Raw genomic sequence first — 21,004 nt, forward strand, 5'->3', positions numbered from 1 at the left:
AGGCAGAGCCGCAATTCCTGCAGCTCTGCCTGTCCGGTATTATAAACTGAATCAATTATTTTACAAGGGCCAGAGTCTCTCTTGCGATTGCAAGCTCTTCGTTGGTCGGTACAAGAAGAACTTTCACTTTGGAGTCGTCGGTAGAGATAATTCTCTCCTCACCTCTTACGTTGTTCCTTTCGTCGTCGATTTTAACGCCAAGGTAGCTGAGGTTCGCACACACATTCTTTCTCAGTTCCTTATTGTTCTCGCCGATGCCTGCCGTAAATGCGATGGCATCCACACCGTTCATAACTGCTGCGTAAGCGCCTACATATTTGATTACTCTGTAATCGAAGATGTCGAGAGCAAGCTGGGCTTTGGTATTGCCTGACGCAGCGGCATCCTCTAAGTCACGTCCGTCGCTGGAGAGGCAGGAAATTCCGAGAAGGCCGGATTTCTTGTTCAGCACTTCCATAAGCTCGTCAAGGTTCTTGTTCTCTTTCTTGCCGACATACTCTAAGATAGCCGGATCGATGTCACCAGAACGTGTTCCCATTACAAGACCCTCGAGTGGAGTAAGTCCCATGCTGGTGTCTACGGATTTGCCGCAGTCAACTGCAGATACGCTGGCTCCGTTGCCAAGGTGGCAAACGATAATCTTCATCTCTTCGTATGGCTTTCCAACAATCTCAGCCGTTCTCTTGGATACGTAGCTGTGGGATGTTCCGTGGAAACCGTATCTTCTTACTTTGTAGTTCTCATAGTACTCATAAGGAAGACCGTAGATAAATGCTTTCTCAGGCATTGTCTGATGGAAAGCTGTGTCGAATACGGCTACCATCGGTACGCCCGGCATCAGTACCTGACATGCATGGATTCCGATCAGGTTGGCCGGATTGTGTAATGGAGCAAGCTCATTGCACTCTTCGATGGCTTTTAAGGACTCCTCGTTGATAATGCAGGAGGAAGTGAATTTCTCACCGCCGTGTACGACACGGTGTCCTACTGCGCCTACTTCGGAAAGGCTCTTGATAACGCCTGTCTTCTCGTTGGTCAGCGCTTTGATGACAGCGTCGATTGCCTCCGTATGGGTCGGCATGGAAACGTCGGATTTCTCCTTCTCTCCGCCTTCCGGCTGGTACGTAAGCTTTCCGTCAATTCCAATTCTCTCGCAAAGGCCTTTTGCCAGAACTTCCTCAGAAGCAGAGTTGATTAACTGGTATTTTAAAGATGAACTGCCACAGTTGATTACTAATATATTCATTTTATTATCCTCTCACTTTTCCATAATCTCATTTAATATTGCAGAACGGTTCCCGGATGCCGGAATTATGACATCTGAGCCTGTACTGCGGTCAGAGCTACTACACCGACGATATCTTCCGCAGAGCAGCCACGGGATAAATCGTTAACCGGTCTGGCGATACCCTGAAGCATTGGGCCGTAAGCTTCCGCTTTAGCAAGTCTCTGCACCAGTTTATATCCGATATTACCACAGTCTAAGTTCGGGAAAATCAGAACGTTGGCATTGCCTGCCACTTCGCTTCCTTTTGCTTTGGACTTGGCTACTTCCGGTACGATAGCCGCATCAAGCTGTAATTCACCGTCCAGGTCAAGCTGAGGATATTTCTCGTGTGCAATCTCGGTAGCCTTGATCACCTTGTCAACGAGAGCATGGTGGGCGCTGCCCTTCGTGGAGTGTGAAAGCATTGCGATGGTTGGTTTCTCACCTACCAGGGCGCGGAAGCTCTTGGCGCTGGAATCTGCGATGGCAGCCAGTTCCTCAGCAGTCGGATCCTGGTTCAGGCCGCAGTCTGCAAACAGGAAGGTTCCGTTACAGCCAAATTCACAATTCGGCACATCCATGATAAAGAAACCGGATACAAGCTCCGTGCCCGGCGCTGTCTTTAAAATCTGAAGAGCCGGTCTCAGGGTGTCCGCCGTAGCGTGGCATGCTCCGGCTACCAGGCCGTCCGCATCTTTCTCTTTAACCATCATAACACCGTAGGTGATGTAGTCGTTCTTCAGGAGCTCTTTTGCTTTTTCAAGAGTCATCCCTTTATGTTTTCTCAGTTCGAATAAGGTATTTGCATAAGATTCAAAGTTCGGATCCAGGTCCGGGTCTACCACCTTGATTCCTGTAAGATCTACTTCCAACCATCCGGCACCATCCAGGATCTTTTCCTCTTTACCTACCATAATCAGATCTGCTGTACCCTCCTCTAAAATCTTAGCGGCTGCAATCAGAGTCCTCTTATCTTTGCTTTCCGGTAAAACGATGGTCTGCTTGTCCTGTTTTGCTTTCTCTTTCATTAAATCAATAAATGCCATGGTCAAAAAACCCCTTTCATAAGTGTGTGTGTTCTTTATTCTGCTAACATTATATACTACTTGTTTATTGTATACAAGAGATAATTTCCATTTTCGGGTTAATTATTTTTTTAACAGGCTTGTTTCTTTTTTAACCGTACTTAACCCTTTACGAAATTTCCTTCCTCTTATATAATTGTAACCAAATCAGGTGGCCAATATAAGTCTTATTGCAATCTCAACGTTACGGTTCACAGCGATTGTAAAATTTGGTTACATGATTCATCAGAAAAACTCAAAAAAGCAGGAAAAAATCATGAAAATCGTTGGACTCATCACAGAATATAACCCATTTCACAATGGCCATCTTTACCATATCAGGAAATCAAAAGAACTGACCGGCGCCGATTACTGTATCGCGCTGATGAGTGGCAGCTATGTACAGCGGGGAGCTCCGGCCATCTATGACAAGTATGTCCGCGCCTCCATGGCCCTGTCGTCGGGCGCCGATCTGGTGCTTGAGATGCCGGTGGCTTTTTCCACCGCCTCCGCCAGGGAATTTGCCACCTACGGCGTCGCCCTGTTTACGGCGCTCGGAGCCGTGGACTCCATCTGCTTCGGCAGCGAGTGCGGCGATATCGCTCCCCTCTCAAGAATTGCCGGCCTGCTGGCAGATGAACCGGAGGAATTCAGACGGACGCTGAAGGAGTGCCTGAAGCAGGGAATGACCTATCCCGAAGCGAGGCATCAGGCGCTTCTCTCCTCCCTGTCTCCGGACGATCAGGCCGTTTTGGCCTCCCCGAACAATATCCTCGGGATTGAATACATCAGAGCCGGGATGGCCCTTGGAAGTCCGCTCCGGTTCCATACCATCCGGAGAGAGGGCCAGGCCTATCACGATACTGCGGTTCGAAGCGGGATTGGAAATCCGGACCGTTGTCTGGCCTCCGCCTCGGCGATCCGGCGGATTGTCGCCTCCGGACAGAATCCGCCGGTCCCGTCCTCCTCACCAGGCTCACCGGTCCCACTGTACTTACCGGTCTCACCAGACTTGCCGTACTTACCTGGCTCACCGGAAACCGTGACAACAGATGCGCTCTCTTCCATGGTTCCCGCCTGCGTCTATCGGATGATAACCCGGGAACAGCCCGTTTTCAGTGATGATTTTTCTTCTATATTAAACTACCGGATCCTGAAGGGAGACTGGACCGGTATCGCCGATTTGACGCCGGAACTGGACGCGCGCATCAGGAAAGGCGCGCTTTCCCCCGTATCTTTTGAGGAACGGATTCAGGAGCTGAAAACCAGGCAGTTAACTTACACCAGGGTCAGCCGGGCCCTCCTGCACCTTATCCTTAATCTGCATGAATCCGATGTCGGCCTCTACAAAGAAAACGGATATGCCCCATACGCCAGGGTGCTGGGTTTCAGAAAGGACTCCCTTCCTCTCTTAAGCGCCCTTAAACGCTCCTCTTTTGTCCCTCTCATCACTAAGCTGGCCGATGCCGGTAAGCTGCTGGGCGGTACGGCCCTCTCCATGCTCAGGCAGGAAATTGAGGCGGCCCATATTTACCAGATGATCCGCGCATCTAAGGGTGGAACCTTTAGGAATGAATATACGCAGGGTGTTATTGTCTGCGGTACTGAATCAGCGGAATGACCAATGACTTTATAAAGCACCGGAGGCACTCCCGCTCACCGATGCTGGCGGACTCCGCTGCTCCCTCAAAAGTGATGACAAAAGAACGCGCCTCACAAAGGCGCGTTCCGTCGGTTTTCTATTTAATTGCCTGCTGGATCTTCAACTTACTGCAATCTGCCTCTTTACGGTTCTCTATTCCGAGCTTCATCCTCTTCTCCACCCTCTTCCTTTAACAGCCGGTAGAGAGTCGGTTCCACATGCAGTTCCTCCATCATCCTCTGCAGTTTCCCATCGTCTTTTTTCGGTTTTCCCTGTTTTACTGCGCGGATCATGATATTCTTCGGGGTGTGCTCCATATCGATAAATTCCAGTATCTGCGTCCTGTATCCGGCCTGTTCCAAAAGGCCCGCGCGGATTCCGTCGGTGAGGAGCGCCGACATTCTCTCCTTTATCAGCCCATATTCCAGAACCGGGGAAAGCAGTTCGTTGCCAATCTGCTTATTCAGCTCATGCTGGCAGCACGGTACGGAGAGAATCACCTCCGCTCCCCAGCGGACTGCTTTGGCCATCGCATAGTCCGTGGCCGTATCACAGGCGTGAAGCGTCACCACCATATCGACATGTGATACCCCCTCATAGCCCGCAATGTCGCCGTGGTAAAAATGAAGGCCGTCAAACCCGAACTTTTCACTGAGTCTGTTGCAGAGCGCAATCACGTCTTTCTTCAAATCCAGGCCCACCACCTGAATCGGATATCCCTTCAGCTCCTTCAGATAATAATACATGGCAAAGGTCAGATAAGACTTGCCGCAGCCGAAGTCGATAATCGTATTGGTCCTGTTCTTATCGAGCCTCGGAAGAATATCCTCGATGAACTCCAGAAACCGGTTTATCTGGCGGAATTTATCGTATCTGGACTTTACCACCCTGCCCTCGGGCGTCATGACTCCCAGCTCCGCCAGAAACGGGACGGGCACTCCCTCCTGCAGGACGTAATTCTTCTTTCTGTTGTGGCCGGACAGACGCTCCGCCAGATCCTCCGGGATCACAGTTCCCGGAACTTCCGGGGCGCCGCTTTGGCCGGGAGCCATCTTCATCTTCTTTTTGACGGTGACCGTTCCCTTCTTTCCCACCAGAATATTCATCGTACCGAGACGTGAAACCGCCTCCGCATTCCGGTAAAGTTCTTTAAGCTGCTTCTGCAGGTAGGCCGCCGCCTCATCCCTGTCCATATTTTTCTGGAACGCCTGCTTTTCCGTAAATTCTTCCACCTGAAATTTGAGCGCCCCCTTGAGTATCAGGGGACGCACCGTCATTTTGATATAGTGTTCACGGCTGCGGGGATTGCTGAAAATCATGCGTTCCAGCTCCCCGTTTAAGAAGCAGTCCAGTGCTTCTGCCAGTTCTTCTTTCTTATCCGTCATCTTTTCCATCTTCTTAGTTTTTAAAACTGTGGACAGGCGCGGGAATCCGGCCCGTCCTGCTGATAAATGCATCACAGGAGAATTTATTGACCGGAATAATCGGGGCATATCCCAGGAGGCCGCCGAATTCGGCCGTGTCTCCCACGGTCTTTCCGATTACCGGAATCAGACGGACCGCCGTTGTCTTCTGGTTGATCATTCCGATTGCCGCCTCATCGGCGATAATTCCTGAAATGGTGGATGGCTTTGTATCTCCCGGAATCGCAATCATATCGAGTCCGACGGAGCATACGCATGTCATTGCCTCCAGTTTTTCAAGGGTGAGCGCTCCCTCCGAAACCGCGTCGATCATCCCCTGATCCTCGCTGACCGGAATAAATGCGCCGCTCAATCCGCCTACATAGGAGGAAGCCATGATGCCGCCCTTTTTCACCTGATCGTTGAGCATAGCCAGGGCCGCCGTGGTTCCGGGAGCTCCGGTGCGCTCCAGGCCGATCTCCTCCAGAATCTCGGCTACGCTGTCCCCGATAGCCGGAGTCGGCGCCAGGGAAAGGTCGATGATGCCGAAGGGCACGCCGAGACGTCTGGAAGCTTCCTGTGCCACAAGCTGGCCGACACGCGTGATTTTAAACGCCGTCTTTTTAATTGTCTGGCAGAGAACTTCAAAATTCTCTCCCCGTACTTTTTCAAGGGCGGTTTTTACAACACCCGGGCCGCTGACGCCGACGTTGATAATCGCGTCCGCCTCTGTTACGCCGTGGAACGCTCCGGCCATGAACGGGTTGTCATCCGGCGCGTTGCAGAACACAACGAGCTTTGCGCAGCCCAACGAGTCCTTATCCTTGGTCGCTTCTGCCGTAGCCACGATAATCTCACCCATCAGTCTTACCGCGTCCATATTGAGGCCCGTTTTGGTGGAACCGACATTGATGGAGCTGCAGACACGTTCGGTGACTGCAAGAGCCTGCGGAATCGAGCGGATCAGCCGCTCCTCGGCAGGTGTCATGCCCTTGGATACAAGAGCCGAATATCCGCCGATAAAATTGACGCCGACCTCTTTGGCCGCCTTATCGAGCGTCTTTGCAATCTCCACAAAATCTTCGGAGGTTTTGCAGGCGGCTCCTCCCACCAGGGCGATCGGGGTGATGGAAATCCTCTTGTTGACGATGGGAACGCCGAATTCCCTTCCGATGGCGTCTCCGGTTGAAACGAGATCCTTTGCATAAGTTGTGATCTTATTGTAAATCTTCTCATTCAGCTTTGCCAGATCACTGTCTACACAGTCCAGAAGGCTGATACCCATGGTGATGGTACGCACATCCAGCTTCTCGTGGGCAATCATGTTGTTGGTTTCTAATACTTCGAACATATTTATCATGTGTCTGTTTCCGTCCTTTCTCCGGCCTCTGTCATCAGATGCGGTGCATACTGGTAAAGATCTCTTCCCTCTGGCAGCGGATCGTAACGCCGATCTCCTCGCCTACCTTCTCCAGTTCCTTTGCCATGTCATCAAATGACTTCGGGGACTTGGAAATATCCACGATCATCATCATGTTAAAATATTCCTGCAGGATAGTCTGTGTGATGTCCAGAATGTTCATCCCGTTTTCTGCCAGATAATTACAGGTTTTGGCAACGATACCCACTCTGTCCTTTCCAACGATAGTGATAATAATTTTGCTCATAGCGGTTCCTCCTCTTTTCTGTCTGTATGTGGTACTGAATCTATATTGTAACAATGGGGGACATATCGTCACGCTTTGCTACCGTTATTGGGAAGTCGGATGCCGTATACGGCGAATCTCCCTGGCTGATTTCCAGACGCACCGTCTCGTATGCCAGTTCTTCATAGTTATTCTCCTTGCTCAGATGCCCAAGGAAAATATGTTTTAAATTGTCGTGAAGGATGCAGTTTAAAAGACGTCCTGCATTCTCATTGGAAAGATGGCCGTAATCTCCCAGGATACGCCGTTTCAGGTAATATGGGTACGGTCCCGCTTCCAGCATCTTCACATCGTGGTTGGATTCTAAAAGTATCGCATCCAATCCCTGCAGGCGGTCGATTATGTACTGGGAATAATGCCCCATATCGGTTGCCACAGCCACCGATTTGCGGTTGTTCTGCACCCGGTAGGCCACGGGGTTCGAAGCATCGTGATCAATGCGGAACGGCTTTATCTCCAAATCCCCGATGCGAAAATCCACATCGTGGCAGATGGGATGGAAAAGCTCCCTTGGATAGTCACCCAGGCTTTTCACATTGCCGATTTCCTCCAGCGTCTCTTTTGTGCTGTAGATCGGCGTTCCGTACTTTCTTGCCAGAACTCCTAGTCCCTTTATATGGTCCGAGTGTTCGTGGGTAATCAGGATTCCGTCCAGGTCACTCCCAGACACCCCGATTTCGTTCAATCCTTTTTCAATTCTCCTGTTGCTGATTCCGGCGTCTATCAGAATATGGGTCTCATCGCTGCCCACATAAATACAGTTTCCACTGCTGCCGCTCGCTATACTTACCATCCGCATCTGTCTTATTCCTCTTTCAATAAGTTTTCTATCTGAATACGTACTTCTTCCACGGTTCCGTTGTTGTCAAGCTCATGATCCGCCTGGGCCCTGTATTCCTCCTCCGTTACCTGGTTTGCCATAATCTCCAGGCACTTTTCCTTTGAATAGCCCCGGCTTTCCATGAGTCTTTTGATCCGGTTCTCCCGATTTGTGAAAACATACCAGATCTCGTCAAACATGTGATTGTGCTCCTCATCAAAGAGAGCAGCTTCCACCACCACAATCTCCTTATCGGAGTGGGCGATGGCATGTTCGATTTCACTCCATGCCATCGGATGGATAATGGAATTCATCTTTTCGATGGATTCCCTGTCTTTAAATATCAGCTCAGCCATCTTCTGCCTGTCGATACTGCCGTCGGCATTCAGAAACGAATTTCCAAAGGCGGCAAGCACCCGGTTGTATCCCTTTTTTCCCGGCTCCATAAGCTGGTGTGCCACCTTGTCCGCTATAATGACATCGGCTCCGAATTCCTCCTTAAGAATCCGGAGCACCTCACTCTTTCCAGAGCCTACACCTCCGGTGATGCTGATGACCTTCATACTCTTCCTCCACATTCCATATCTCTTACGCTATTTTGTCTCAAACCAGGAATGCCCCGTCTTCATGTCTATTTCAAGCTCCACCTTTAAGTGGGCCGCATTCTTCATCTCTTCTTCCAGGATCTTCCGGACCGTTTCCAGCTCCTGCGTCCATGTCTCGATCAGAAGTTCATCGTGTACCTGAAGCACCAGTCTGGAACGCAGATTTTCTTTTCTCAGCCTGCCGTCCACCCGGATCATCGCAATCTTGATGATATCGGCCGCCGTGCCCTGGATCGGGGAATTCATCGCCACACGCTCACCGAAGGAACGCTGCATGAAGTTTGCCGATTTGAGTTCCGGAATGGGGCGTCTTCTGCCGAACATCGTCTCCACATATCCCTGCTCTTTTCCAAGCTCCACCAGATGGTCGAGGAATTTCTTCACATCCGGGTAAGTCTCAAAATACCGGCTGATATACTCAAGCGCTTCCTTCCTGGAAATGCTGAGATCCTCGCTTAAACCAAAAGCGCTGATTCCGTATACGATACCGAAATTGACCGCTTTGGCGTTACGCCTCTGAAGCGCCGTCACCTCGTTAAGCGGCACGTGGAATACCTCCGAGGCCGTGATGGCATGGATGTCTTCCGCTTTTTTATACGCCTCAATCAGACGCTCGTCCCCCGACATGTGGGCCAGCACTCTCAGCTCGATCTGGGAGTAGTCGGCATCCAGGAGCACACAGCCCTCCTGTGGAACGAATACCTTCCTGATTTCCCTTCCAAGCTCCATGCGGACCGGGATATTCTGAAGGTTCGGCTCCGTGCTGCTGATGCGGCCGGTGGCGGTAATCGTCTGGTTGAAGGTGCCGTGTATCCGGCCGTCATCCCGGATGAAAGCGGCAAGGCCGTCGGCATAGGTGGATTTTAACTTTGTAAGCTGCCTGTAATCCAGTATCTTTCTGACTACGGGATACTCCGGCGCCAGCTTTTCAAGGACATCGGCCGCTGTGGAATAACCGGTCTTCGTCTTCTTTCCGCCCGGCATCTTCATCCGGTCAAAGAGGATTTCCCCCAGCTGTTTCGGGGAATTGATATTGAATTCCGTTTCCGTATCCCGGTAAATCTCCTGTTCCAGCGTACCGATCTGCTCTCCCAGTCTCTCGCCGTAATCGTGGAGTTCCTCCCTGCGCACACAGATTCCCTCCTCCTCCATATGGTAGAGGCTGTAGATAACGGGCATCTCTATATCGAAAAACAGCTTGCGCATGCCGGCGGCTTCCAGTTTCTTTACGAGAGCCTCCTTCGCCTTCCATGCCACGTACGCCATGTAGCAGATGCAGGTCTGCGCCTTATCAGGCATCATATCGAATGCCGCCGTAAATGACGTTTTGCCCATGAGATCGGCTCTGGAGGGAACCGTCATATCCAGATAATCCCTGGCCAGATCGTCGTAATCATAGGTATCCTTCAGCGGATTCAGCAGATATCCCGCCACGCCTGCGTCAAACATGGATTCACCGCCGTTCTCATTGCCGGTTCCGTCCACAACCCGTCTGTCTCTTCCTTTTAAATAAGGAAGCTGGGGTTTTAAGTCGAGCACGCTGACCGAAGGCACCTCCGTACAGAGACCTTCCATCTTATCGGCAAGGTACTCTCCCGTTATAAAACCGGCCGCCGGGATACTGTATATCCGATCCTCCCCATAGCAGAGCGCCAGGGCGGCAACGTCACCGTTTTCTATAATCAGCTGCATTCCGGCCGACGGTTTCAAAGCCGCCTCTTTAAAAATCTTCTCCGCCTCCGAAAATTCCGTAACGGTCTTAAAATGTTCCTCTACCTTGGACGTGGAAAAAACACCGGCATCAAACTTCTGGAGAATCGATTTGAATTCCAGCTGCTTCATATACTGATATGCTTCCGGTGTGTATAAATTGGTTATTTCTGAATCTTCCAGTGAAAACTCAATATCACAGTCAATGCAGATAGTGGCAAGCTCTTTGCTCATCTGAGCCATATCGTAGTGCTCCCTCAGCGCTTTCTGGGCCCTCGGAGGTTTCACCTCGTCAATGTTCTCATATGCCTTCTCGATGGAGCCGTAATTTACAATCAGGCTGGTCGCCGTCTTCTCACCGATGGACGGCACGCCCGGGATGTTGTCCGAAGCATCGCCCATCAGAGCTTTCACGTCGATAAACTCCGTCGGCGTCACCTGATACTCCGCCTTCACATCGGCCGGATAATAGTCCTTAATCTCCGTTGCTCCCCTGGAAGTCCTCGGCATGCGGATTTTGATTTTCTCATCGGCAAGCTGGAGAAGATCCCGGTCCCCCGATACGATGGAAACCTCCACCCCCTGAGCGGCGCAGCGCTTTGCTATCGTTCCGAGAATATCGTCGGCCTCATAACCGGGGCGGGTCAGAATCGGGATTCCCATGGAAGACAGCACTTCCTTCATCACGGGAACCTGTTCGTGCAGTTCCTCCGGCATCGGTTTCCTCGTTCCCTTATATGCCTCATACATCTTGTGGCGGAACGTAGGCTCCTTAAGGTCAAATGCGACCGCAATATGATCGGCCTTTTCGTCCTCAATGACGCGGAACATAATGTTAAGGAAACCGTATACTGCATTGGTATGCAGTCCCTTGGAATTGGTCAGTTCCGGCACACCGTAAAAAGCCCGGTTCAATATGCTGTGGCCGTCTATTAATACTAATTTGCTCATTTCATTGTCTCCTGTCCTGTTACTGCTTGCAGCGCTGTTTTTACAGGGCCGTCAAACGGTAACCCTGTTCTGTCGATTTAATAAAGCCAGATTCGAAACTGAAGGAGTACCGTCACAATCACCGCCATAACGCACAGTGTATTGACCGCATAGCGAAGTGTCCGGAATGCCCACATTCTCTGCACCCTGGCATAGGATTCCTGGATTCTGCGTTCAAGGGCGCCCGCAATGTCAAAGGTTCCGTCTCCTTTATCGAGCTGCTTCAGGCCGACATCCACCATAAAGTAGATCTCAAGCTCTTCCTGGCAGTTCCTGCAGGATTCAATATGCGTTAAAAACTCTTCCATCTCGTCGCCGGTCAGCTTATCATTAATATACGGCGTCACCAGATGCTCCGCTTCCTGACAAGTCACTGCCTCACCTCCATTTTAACGGCAGAGCGTAGCCCTTTCAAGGCCTGCTCTGCCCATTTTCGTATATCATACAATATTATACCCGATTTTTCAAGAGATTGAACAGGAATATGCGGTGTTTATGCGCCCATTAACTGACGGAACAGCCCGGAGTATTCCGTTTTGTGGTTCTCCACAAACTCGATGGCTTTGGAAGGATGCTTGCTTCCCTGCCCGGTCAGAAGATAGGGAATGTCATATCCCCAGAGCACTCCGGCCTGTTTCAGGGGCAGCACCTGCTCTTCTATAAATTCAATAATCGGCAGCTCATCGTACCGCTCCAATCCCCTCATATATCCCAGAAGCTGTTCCGTCGAACAGTTCCCGGCTCCTCTTCCCATCCCGTTCACCGTCACGTCCAGAAGGGACGCTCCGTTTCTCATCGCCTCGATGGTATTGGCAAAAGCAAGCTGCTGGTTGTTGTGCGCATGGATTCCGACTCTGCGGACCGCATCTTCTGTTCCACCGCCATCTCTTCCATTGCCGCACTTTCCAGCCATTTCAATATAGCGTCTCGTCAGCCTGCCAATCTCTTCCGGGTAAAAAGAACCGTAGCTGTCCACCAGGTAAACGGCGTCGGCCCTGCTGCCCCTCACACTCCCAAGGGCCTCCTCTATCTCTGCCTCGGTGTTATTCGAAACCGCCATAATATTAACCGCCGTCTCATAGCCGCAGCCCCGGCAGTATTCCTCCATATCGAGCGCCTCATCCATCTTATCCGCATAGGTGGCAATCCTTATCATATCGATTACACTGTCCTCCTTTTTCAGGATGTCTTTCCTGTAATCGGTCCTTCCCACATCGGCCATAACGGAAATCTTCATGGAAGTTTTATTATCCCCGACGATGGCCCTGATATCCTCTTCACGGCAGAATTTCCATTTGCCGAATTCTCTTCGGTCAAACAGCGCTTCAGAAGCTTTATATCCGAATTCCATATAGTCGATACCGGCCAGAAGATTCGCCCGGTACAGCCCGCGTACAAAGTCGTCCGTAAAATAAAAACGGTTAACCAGTCCTCCATCCCTTAACGTGCAATCCAAAATTTTCTGCTCCATGATTCGTCTCCTTTCTGTCCGTCTTTTGCGGCATATTACATCTTCGCGCGAGTGCGCTTCCTGCCCGGAGGGCTTTTTATATCATAGGATCACTTTCCTATGATATAAAAAAAGCCGATCCCTGCACATGCAGACATCGGCTCATCATTTTCTGTTCAGTGTGTGGCTACTGATCGCTTCTGACTATACTCGAATGCTCATGCACAGCAAAAAAACCGGTACAAAATAAAAGTACCAGTAGCCATAAAATGTATATCCTGTTGAATTTACACATGTAAGGCGGTCTGCTGTCATAATGAACACTCCTGTCAGATAGTTAGTTGCATTATAGTGTATCGAATTTCATTTGTCAACGTAAAAAAGAAAAAGAAAAGCCCCGGAACCTTATAAAAAAGATTCCGGGGCTGCCCCTGCCAAGGAGTGCCGGCCACGGGACTTGAACCCGTACGGTGTTGCCACCAATGGATTTTGAGTCCACCTCGTCTGCCATTCCGACAGGCCGGCTACGCTGTCAGCGAATATTATATTACCAAAATTGTGAGAAAAATGCAACTACTTTTTATCCGCTTTCAGCTTTTTCTTTTCCCTATCGGCAATTACATTTCCGGCTGCCTAGTGGTGGAACAGGCGGATTCCCGTGAATGCCATCACGATTCCGTATTTATTGCATACTTCGATCACATTGTCGTCGCGCACGGAGCCGCCCGGCTGTGCGATATAGTTAACGCCGCTCTTATGGGCGCGCTCGATATTGTCGCCGAACGGGAAGAATGCATCGGAGCCAAGGGTTACGCCGCTCATCTGATCGAGCCAGGCTCTTTTCTCCTCGCGTGTGAATACGGGAGGTTTCACCTTAAATATATTCTGCCATACGCCTTCCGCCAGGACATCCATATACTCGTCCCCAATGTACACGTCGATGGCATTGTCCCTGTCGGCCCTTCGGATGCCGTCCACAAACTTAAGGTTCAGCACCTGGGGCGCCTGTCTTAAGAACCAATTGTCCGCCTTCTGGCCGGCCAGCCTCGTGCAGTGTACTCTGGACTGCTGTCCCGCGCCCACGCCGATTGCCTGTCCGTCCTTCACGTAGCAGACGGAGTTGGACTGCGTGTATTTGAGGGTGATCAGTGAAACAATCATATCAATTATAGCCGAATCAGGAAGCTCTTTATTCTCCGTCACAATATTGGAAAGAAGTTCCCTGTCAATCTTAAGCTCATTTCTACCCTGCTCAAACGTAATTCCATATACCTGTTTTTTCTCCACAGGCGCCGGAACATAGTCCGGATCGATTTGAATCACATTATAATTTCCGTTCTTCTTGGCCTTCAGAATTTCCAGGGCCTCTTCCGTATATCCCGGCGCAATGACACCGTCGGAAACCTCGCGTTTGATCAGGCGGGCCGTGTCTGCGTCACAGACATCGGACAGGGAGACAAAATCCCCAAAGGAGGACATACGATCCGCTCCCCTGGCCCTCGCATAGGCACAGGCGATCGGTGACAGCTCTCCCATATCATCCACCCAGTAAATCTTTCTCATCGTCTCATCGAGAGGCAGTCCCACCGCCGCGCCGGCCGGTGATACATGTTTAAAGGATGCCGCCGCCGGAAGTCCCGTGGCCTGTCTAAGCTCCTTCACAAGCTGCCAGCCGTTGAATGCATCGAGAAAATTGATATATCCGGGACGGCCGCCCAGCACCTGAATCGGCAGTTCGCTTCCGTCCTCCACATAGATTCTGGATGGCTTCTGGTTGGGGTTGCAGCCGTATTTTAACTCCAGTTCTTTCATTAAAACTTCCTCCTTTGTATTAAGCGTTACAGTAAAATGAACTGCAGCGGTGTCTTACTGATTCTTATTTATGATCTTCGAGCGTGTCTTCCTTGTTTCAATATCAATATAACGCACAAAAAGAGAAACCTTGTTGTCCGGATTTAAGTTCTCCCACAGAAGATCTGCGAACTCGTCCATATCGTCGGGAATGGAAATCCTCTTTGGCTCCCCCTCAAAGCTTGGAAGCGGATTGCCGTCCTGCATATAGGTGTGGATAAAGTGGCCCTCTCCCGGTATCGGATTCTGATATGCATAGGTAAAACGCAGACAGGAATCGGGTCTGCCATTGTCACTCTTTAAGATGGACATGGCATAATTGTAGCCGCTGTCCTCGATGTGCATGATACCCGAAATACGTGGTGTATAGTTCGGTGCGTCCGGTTCAAAATCACGGCAGCGGAGTGACTGCTCGAACGTGAGCTGGATGTCCATCCCATCGTAAATCGTGTCGGTCTGATCGCCGTTTGTCACAATTGTCTTATTGCCCAGCACTCTGACCGGTGCATAAATGATCAGGCTCGGATCGGTGAGTTTTGATGGATCGAAAGCCTGTGTGCGGATTCCGTCTCCGTCCTCCACAAAGACACGGTTTCTGCTGTTCTCGCTTCTTCCCATGATAAAATAGGCTGTTACGGCTTTTGTGCCGTCCGCCGATCTGCCGATGATAATTCCGCGGCCGGGGTAGGAATTATTCTTCAGTTCCTCTGCAATAGATAACATTTTCATAGTATGGACCTCCTGATTGCGCTCTTTTGATATCCTGGATTTTATCTCATTCTGCTGCGGCAGGTACCCGTATGGCCTGCACACGGCCCGCTGCCGTCAATGAAAAGTACGCTGTGCGGACTCTATCATCGTAATTTTAAAAAGTAACCTGATTCTATTATATACCATTTTCCTCATTCTTTACCAGTTAGTTTTATTGATTTTTTCTTAGAAGCTGAACTTATAATAGTCTATCGTTTATTTTGTTATTCTTATAACAGTTTTCCGCTCAATCCCGCTGTTCTGAGAACAGGTTCCTGGCCCTTTCCTATAATACATAAAAATGGGCAGGCCGTCAATCTCCTGATTCACGGCCTGCGCGCACTTTCTCTTTAGAAAATCATAACTCCGATAAAACCGCATATCAGAAGCGGAATATTATACACGATAAACGTCGGCACACAGGTGTCCCAGATGTGGTCGTGCTGGCCGTCCGCGTTCAACCCCGCCGTAGGCCCCAGAGTCGTATCGGAGGCCGGTGAGCCTGCATCCCCCAAAACGGCTGCTGCTGAAATCAGGACAACCGTCGCGGCCGGGCTGAATCCAAGCTGCGCGCACAGCGGAACATAGAGTACAGCCAGGATTGGCACCGTCCCGAATGAGGTTCCAATTCCCATGTCGATCAAAAGGCCGATGAGGAGCATAACCGCGGCTGAAAAAGCCTTATTCCCTCCGAGGATTGCCAGTGCGGAGGTGACGAGCGTATCCACCGCCCCGCTCTCCTTGACCACGCCCGCATATCCGGCAGCCACGAGCAGAGCAACCGCCACGACTCCCATCAGGCGGATTCCTTCATCCACAACCTGATCGACATCCTTTAACGGCACGGCTCCTCCGCCAATCATTACGATCAGTCCGGCCACGGCGCCGAACGGCATGGAATTATACATCAGCTGGCCAACCACCGTTGCCGCGATTGCCAGCAGGGAAACAAGCTGCTGGCGGGTGATTTTACTGCGTACGCCCTGCCCTGTGCCTACCTCCGTACTGTTCACCGCCATGCTCTCAACGGCAATATCCTGATACTCCCTTTTTTTCGAAAAGAAAAGGATCGACAGAATCATTCCGGCAACCATTCCAATCGCCAGGATCCAGTTGCTGTGCCACACCTGGAAGGTATCGACCGGCATCCCGTTATCCGTCATATTAGATGCCACAATGTTATGGAAAATCAGGCCGTATCCGATTGGCAGCGTGGCGTAGGGAGTCACGAGGCCAAAGGCAAGCGCACAGGCCGCGGCCCGGCGGTCGAGTTTCATCTCATTCATCAGGGACAACATCGTCGGAACGAGGATTGGTATAAATGCGATATGTATCGGAATCAGCGTACCGGATATACAGGCGCAGACTGCCAGCATCGCAAGAAGCACATAACGCCTTCCCTTTATGATGCCGGCCAGCTTCTTTGCCAGCATATCGGCAATGCCGACGCGGGCCAGTCCGGCTGCAAATGCCCCGAGCAGCAGATAACTGATGGCCGTCTCCCCATTGTCCCCCAGATTCTCCACAAAAATCCCCATAATCTGTCCCGGGTTCATCCCTGCGACCATACCCGCAATCAGTGAAGCCGCAATCAGTGACAGAATGACATTTACTTTAAAAAGACATAAAACACACAGTGCGATTACGGATACCGTAATCGGGTTACTTAATACTTCCCACATAAAAAGCTCCTCCTTAAATTATAATTTAGTTGAGGAAGGAGAACGCCGCCGGGACGGTCGGGGGGCGGGATGGTGAGGGGAGGGTGTGAGTCTTCAGTCCCGGCTTGCAGGTTGTCGCGGGTGGGGAATCCGGGCAGAAAAAGTTCCTTCGGGAAACGCTCGCGCTCTTTGGAGTACATAACGGACACTAACCTCGTGAAATACCTCGGTAAGTGCCGATGAACTCCCAGGTTCCCTCCGGAATCTTTTTCTCCCGGATTCCCCACGGGAAGGTTATACCCCGGGACTGAAGACGCGAAGGTTGTCGCCATCCCGAACCCCGGCCTGCGGCCGCTGATTTGCTCTTATTCCTTCAAAGGGGGGAGGTATTGTCGCTGCCACTACGTTTCCTCGAATTTCAGGAGAATGCCTCCTGCATGGTATTCAATTGATGAGTCTGAACTTTAGCGCCTGACCTATCCTTGAATAACCATTGAATTTTTTAATTCATCATTAAATATAGCTTTGGATTTTTCTCTGAATTCAACCCGAATTACCTTCTTACGGTAAAAGATTCACGACTCCATAGTGGCCGCGACAATACCTCCCCCTTACTTGACGAAAGAGACAATCAGCCCTGAAGCCGGCGGACGGGGCAATACACTTCGCTGAGTCTTCAGTCCCGTCGACAAACTGCCCGGGGAAGGAAGGAGAAAACTTTCCGAAGGGAGACCTTGGAATCCGCCGGTGCTTGCTGAGGTTTCTCACGAAGCTAGCATCCGCTGCGCATTCCACAAGCGGAAGCGAGTCCCCGTAGGAATTTTTTCTCCTGGATTCCCCCTCACCACACCCTATAAACCGGGACTGAAGACTCATCCATCCACCCCACTCCCCCGTCCGCCGTCTTACAGAGGCGTCCTCGCATCTCAACTAAATCCCTACCATTAGTATATTCTCCCCCCGACCCTCCCTGCGTTCAGAAAGCGCACAGAAATAAAGACGCCCCTCATACATTTATTTGCGCGGCATTAATTCACCCAAAATCAACCGTCCGCTAAAAAATTAAGAAAAATTCAATGATATTTTCTGACATTTTTCGTCACGATATTGTATAATAATCCCAGAAGGCAATTTTATTTTCCTGCAGGCAAACAACTGCGGTCGGGAAAACACCTGGAACGATTTTCACATTAGAAAAATCAGAATATAATAATCATCAAACTTGCCGACATTCTTAATAAATTTTTACGAGGAGGGATTTTATGCGTAAAGAAAAATTATTTATCGCTGCAACCGTAGCCGTCTGCGCCCTGGCCTTTGTGGGCTGCAAAAAAAGAGAGGCTGTCGACCTGTCGTCATTACATACAACCGTAGCTGTTGAGAAGGAGACACTTCCCGAAACCACGGAGGCCGTCACGGAACCGGCCGTGGAGACGAAGGAGGATTCCAAGAACTCCACAGGCAGCTTTTCATTAAAGACCGAGACGAAAAAAGAAACATCCGGAAAAGCAACCGTGGAATATCCGGTTGTATCAAATATGAAGGACACCGAAAAGCAGAAACAGGTTAACGCCCTGCTGCGCACCAATGCAATGGCTATCGCCGATGTTCACCCGGATCAGACCCTGTCTGTAACAAGTACGGTAGAAGCGGCCAACCTGAAACGGATCGTTGTGACTTACAAAGGAGAATTAACGAATCCGTCCACATCGAAGAAAGAAAAGATCTTCTATGCCAATACAATCGATCTCGACACCGTCCAGAACATGCGCCTCAGCGACTTTACCGACGCCTATACCGTGGCCGGTTACATCGCTTCCGGCGACTACAAGCTGGAATCCGTATCCGGCAACGAGCAGTCTGTCAGAAGCTACATCAACAGCTCCGACAAGACGACGGACTACTACTTCAAGAAGCTCCAGTCGGCCGATTTCTCAGGCGGATATACGGCGGACGAGAACGTCACCCCTGCCGCCAGCTGGCCGGAGGTGTTCAGCTACGAGAAACAGGGTGTCATCTATGTGAGCATTCCGCTCTCCTCCGAACTCGGGAACTACGCCATCATCAAATACAGTCCCGACAATAAGTAACGGTTAAACGGAAGCGGTTCAGGATTTGACATTAATTTCCTAAAAATTGCAGCAATTATCTAAATAATTCTATTTATATAGTGACAAGCCTATTCAGACAGGTGTATAATACATCTGTCTGAATATTTTTTTATACCATAGGAAAGTGCCCCTATGATATAAAAAAGCCCTCCGGGCAGGATCGCACTGCATCAGTGATGAAATTGAAACTGGAAACACTATAAATATAAAAGGCAGGTTTTTACTATGGAAAACGTAACAATTTTAGACCACCCTCTGATTCAGCACAAAATCTCCATTCTGCGCAATAAAGCGACGGGAACTAATGAGTTCCGTTCCCTGACCGATGAAATTGCCATGCTTATGGGATATGAAGCTCTCCGGGACCTTCCTCTTGAGGATGCTGAAGTTGAAACTCCGATTGAAACTTGTATGACACCGATGCTGTCGGGTAAAAAGCTGGCCATTGTACCGATTCTCCGTGCAGGCCTTGGCATGGTCAACGGAATCCTGGCTCTCGTGCCCTCCGCCAAGGTCGGCCACATCGGCCTTTACCGCGATGAGGTAACACATCAGCCCCACGAATATTACTGCAAACTTCCAAGCCCGATCGAACTGCGTACCATTGTTGTGACGGATCCGATGCTGGCTACCGGCGGTTCCGCCGTTGAGGCCGTAGACTTTATCAAAGAGCACGGCGGAAAGACGATTAAGTTCATGGCAATCATCGCCGCTCCGGAAGGCCTTAAAAGGCTCCATGAAGCGCACCCGGACGTACAGATTTATGTAGGCCATGTGGACAGATGCCTGAATGAAAATGCCTATATCTGTCCCGGACTCGGTGATGCCGGAGACCGTATTTTCGGAACAAAATAAGGACAGAAAAAGAACGGTGCCATCTGCTGCACCGTTCTTTTTTATGTCCTGTGTTACCGGCTTTCGCCGTATTCTAATTACCTGTACCCTGCATTTAAAAACATGGCTTTGACTGCCACTACTTCCTCGTACTCTTCCTGATCCACTTCCACCCCGGAGTTTAATGCCCTGAGGTCTTCTTTCACCGCCTCAAGCGCGGCGCCGGCGTCTTCCGCCCTTCCCTCCGCAATGATTTCACACATCCTTTTCAGCACTACGGGGTGTGAATACCTTGCGGGAAGCGGAAACGCTTTTCCTCCGGCCGTCTCTGACGCTTTTCCCCGGTATGTGGCCAGATACTGCTCCATCTCCTCCAATGCCCGCTTTTCCTGGTTCAGGATAAAACGCTTATTGTTCTTTGAAGTCGGCAGCATACTGGCGCTGGAAAACAGGAAAATAGCCGCCATTCCAAAAAGGGTGAAATAGATGGCGAATCCCACGTGATGAATCAGTGAATAGATTCCGTACACAAGGGAACAGACTCCCAGAAGCGAGATGGCTAAAGCCACCCATTTGTAGCTGGGGCTGCTGTTTTCATAGGCCCTTTTCCTTCTGGCCGCCTGGCTGAGCGCAATGCCAAGCTCCGGCTTCTCCTCCAGAAATTCTCTGGCGTTTTGAAGCCGCTCCAGCTCTTCTTTCGCCTCTTCCGGGAGGACCGGGAGGCGCTTTGCAGCGCGCTCCTGCTCCTTCTTTTTAAGCCGTTCCTCAGCTGCCTCACTCACCAGCCTGATTTCGGGGTGCTCCCTGCCGATGCAGGCCAGCATACGATCTACGTTCTCTTCGTATTTAAAATTACACTGTTTTTCTTTCCCATCTTCATACTGTACCACCAGATAAGGAATACTGGCAAACATCCCTTTCCCGCTGAAACCTCCCTTGCTCATCGCCACCCGCTTGAACACGCGGGTTACCGAGGCGATCGGGATATAGTACCGTCTGTCTATGTAAAAACTGTTCAGGTACAGCGCCCTCTCTCCCACCCCGCAGGGTCCGAATTTTCTGCACTGTTTTCTGTCCTGTTCCAACTCCTGCTCCGGCAGGCCCTCAAGGCCGAGCTTCACTGGCTTAAAAATCATAGTT

General features: G+C 50.5%; 17 protein-coding genes and 1 tRNA gene. 3 read left to right on the forward strand and 15 right to left on the reverse strand.

Annotation, left to right across the window (positions count from 1 at the left end; translation table 11 throughout):
- Window positions 1-55: 55 nt before the first annotated feature.
- Entirely contained in the window at window positions 56-1,246 is a 1,191-nt protein-coding gene (locus tag V3C10_13340; GenBank protein ID WVP60302.1) for an acetate kinase, read from the reverse strand.
- Window positions 1,247-1,311: 65 nt separating this feature from the next.
- Window positions 1,312-2,313, reverse strand: coding sequence for a phosphate acetyltransferase (gene pta / locus V3C10_13345; GenBank protein ID WVP60303.1), 1,002 nt, complete (start codon window positions 2,311-2,313; stop codon window positions 1,312-1,314).
- Between the two features lie 295 nt (window positions 2,314-2,608).
- Here pta and V3C10_13350 point away from each other — a divergent pair, with 295 nt between their 5' ends.
- Window positions 2,609-3,952, forward strand: a complete 1,344-nt coding sequence (locus V3C10_13350; protein WVP60304.1) for a nucleotidyltransferase family protein — start codon at window positions 2,609-2,611, stop codon at window positions 3,950-3,952.
- Window positions 3,953-4,116: 164 nt separating this feature from the next.
- Here the strand turns inward: V3C10_13350 and V3C10_13355 are convergent, their stop codons facing one another.
- The 12 genes from V3C10_13355 to V3C10_13410 form a co-directional block, all read right to left on the reverse strand.
- Window positions 4,117-5,358 carry an SAM-dependent methyltransferase gene (locus V3C10_13355; protein WVP60305.1) on the reverse strand — a complete coding sequence of 414 codons (1,242 nt, stop codon included), beginning with the start codon at window positions 5,356-5,358 and terminating at the stop codon, window positions 4,117-4,119.
- 13 nt (window positions 5,359-5,371) lie between these two features.
- Complete coding sequence (locus V3C10_13360) at window positions 5,372-6,736, reverse strand: PFL family protein (GenBank protein ID WVP60306.1); 1,365 nt, start codon at window positions 6,734-6,736, stop codon at window positions 5,372-5,374.
- Window positions 6,737-6,770: 34 nt separating this feature from the next.
- Window positions 6,771-7,043: an ACT domain-containing protein gene (locus V3C10_13365; protein WVP60307.1), complete on the reverse strand. Its 273-nt coding sequence runs from the start codon at window positions 7,041-7,043 to the stop codon at window positions 6,771-6,773.
- Between the two features lie 40 nt (window positions 7,044-7,083).
- Window positions 7,084-7,881 (reverse strand): MBL fold metallo-hydrolase, encoded by a 798-nt coding sequence (locus V3C10_13370; GenBank protein ID WVP60308.1) that lies wholly within the window; start codon window positions 7,879-7,881, stop codon window positions 7,084-7,086.
- Window positions 7,882-7,886: 5 nt separating this feature from the next.
- Complete coding sequence (gene coaE / locus V3C10_13375; GenBank protein ID WVP60309.1) at window positions 7,887-8,465, reverse strand: dephospho-CoA kinase; 579 nt, start codon at window positions 8,463-8,465, stop codon at window positions 7,887-7,889.
- Window positions 8,466-8,495: 30 nt separating this feature from the next.
- Window positions 8,496-11,168 carry a DNA polymerase I gene (gene polA, locus V3C10_13380; GenBank protein WVP60310.1) on the reverse strand — a complete coding sequence of 891 codons (2,673 nt, stop codon included), beginning with the start codon at window positions 11,166-11,168 and terminating at the stop codon, window positions 8,496-8,498.
- A gap of 77 nt (window positions 11,169-11,245) precedes the next feature.
- On the reverse strand, window positions 11,246-11,581 hold the full coding sequence (locus V3C10_13385; GenBank protein WVP60311.1) for a zf-HC2 domain-containing protein: 336 nt from the start codon (window positions 11,579-11,581) through the stop codon (window positions 11,246-11,248).
- A 119-nt stretch (window positions 11,582-11,700) separates the two neighbouring features.
- Complete coding sequence (locus V3C10_13390; protein WVP60312.1) at window positions 11,701-12,678, reverse strand: aldolase catalytic domain-containing protein; 978 nt, start codon at window positions 12,676-12,678, stop codon at window positions 11,701-11,703.
- Window positions 12,679-13,099: 421 nt separating this feature from the next.
- A tRNA-Leu gene (locus V3C10_13395) sits at window positions 13,100-13,182 on the reverse strand.
- A gap of 108 nt (window positions 13,183-13,290) precedes the next feature.
- Entirely contained in the window at window positions 13,291-14,469 is a 1,179-nt protein-coding gene (locus V3C10_13400; protein WVP60313.1) for a phosphoribosylaminoimidazolecarboxamide formyltransferase, read from the reverse strand.
- A gap of 54 nt (window positions 14,470-14,523) precedes the next feature.
- Entirely contained in the window at window positions 14,524-15,237 is a 714-nt protein-coding gene (locus tag V3C10_13405) for an IMP cyclohydrolase (protein WVP60314.1), read from the reverse strand.
- Between the two features lie 371 nt (window positions 15,238-15,608).
- Window positions 15,609-16,940, reverse strand: a complete 1,332-nt coding sequence (locus tag V3C10_13410) for an SLC13 family permease (protein ID WVP60315.1) — start codon at window positions 16,938-16,940, stop codon at window positions 15,609-15,611.
- A gap of 1,241 nt (window positions 16,941-18,181) precedes the next feature.
- Here V3C10_13410 and V3C10_13415 point away from each other — a divergent pair.
- Window positions 18,182-19,009 (forward strand): hypothetical protein, encoded by an 828-nt coding sequence (locus V3C10_13415; GenBank protein WVP60316.1) that lies wholly within the window; start codon window positions 18,182-18,184, stop codon window positions 19,007-19,009.
- A gap of 246 nt (window positions 19,010-19,255) precedes the next feature.
- Window positions 19,256-19,885, forward strand: coding sequence for a uracil phosphoribosyltransferase (gene upp, locus V3C10_13420; protein WVP60317.1), 630 nt, complete (start codon window positions 19,256-19,258; stop codon window positions 19,883-19,885).
- Window positions 19,886-19,962: 77 nt separating this feature from the next.
- Here upp and V3C10_13425 read toward each other — a convergent pair whose 3' ends face one another.
- Window positions 19,963-21,000, reverse strand: coding sequence for an ATPase P (locus V3C10_13425; protein ID WVP60318.1), 1,038 nt, complete (start codon window positions 20,998-21,000; stop codon window positions 19,963-19,965).
- Between the last annotated feature and the right edge of the window lie 4 nt (window positions 21,001-21,004).

It is taken from the genome of [Clostridium] symbiosum (assembly GCA_036419695.1).
GTDB classification, from domain to species: domain Bacteria; phylum Bacillota; class Clostridia; order Lachnospirales; family Lachnospiraceae; genus Otoolea; species Otoolea symbiosa_A.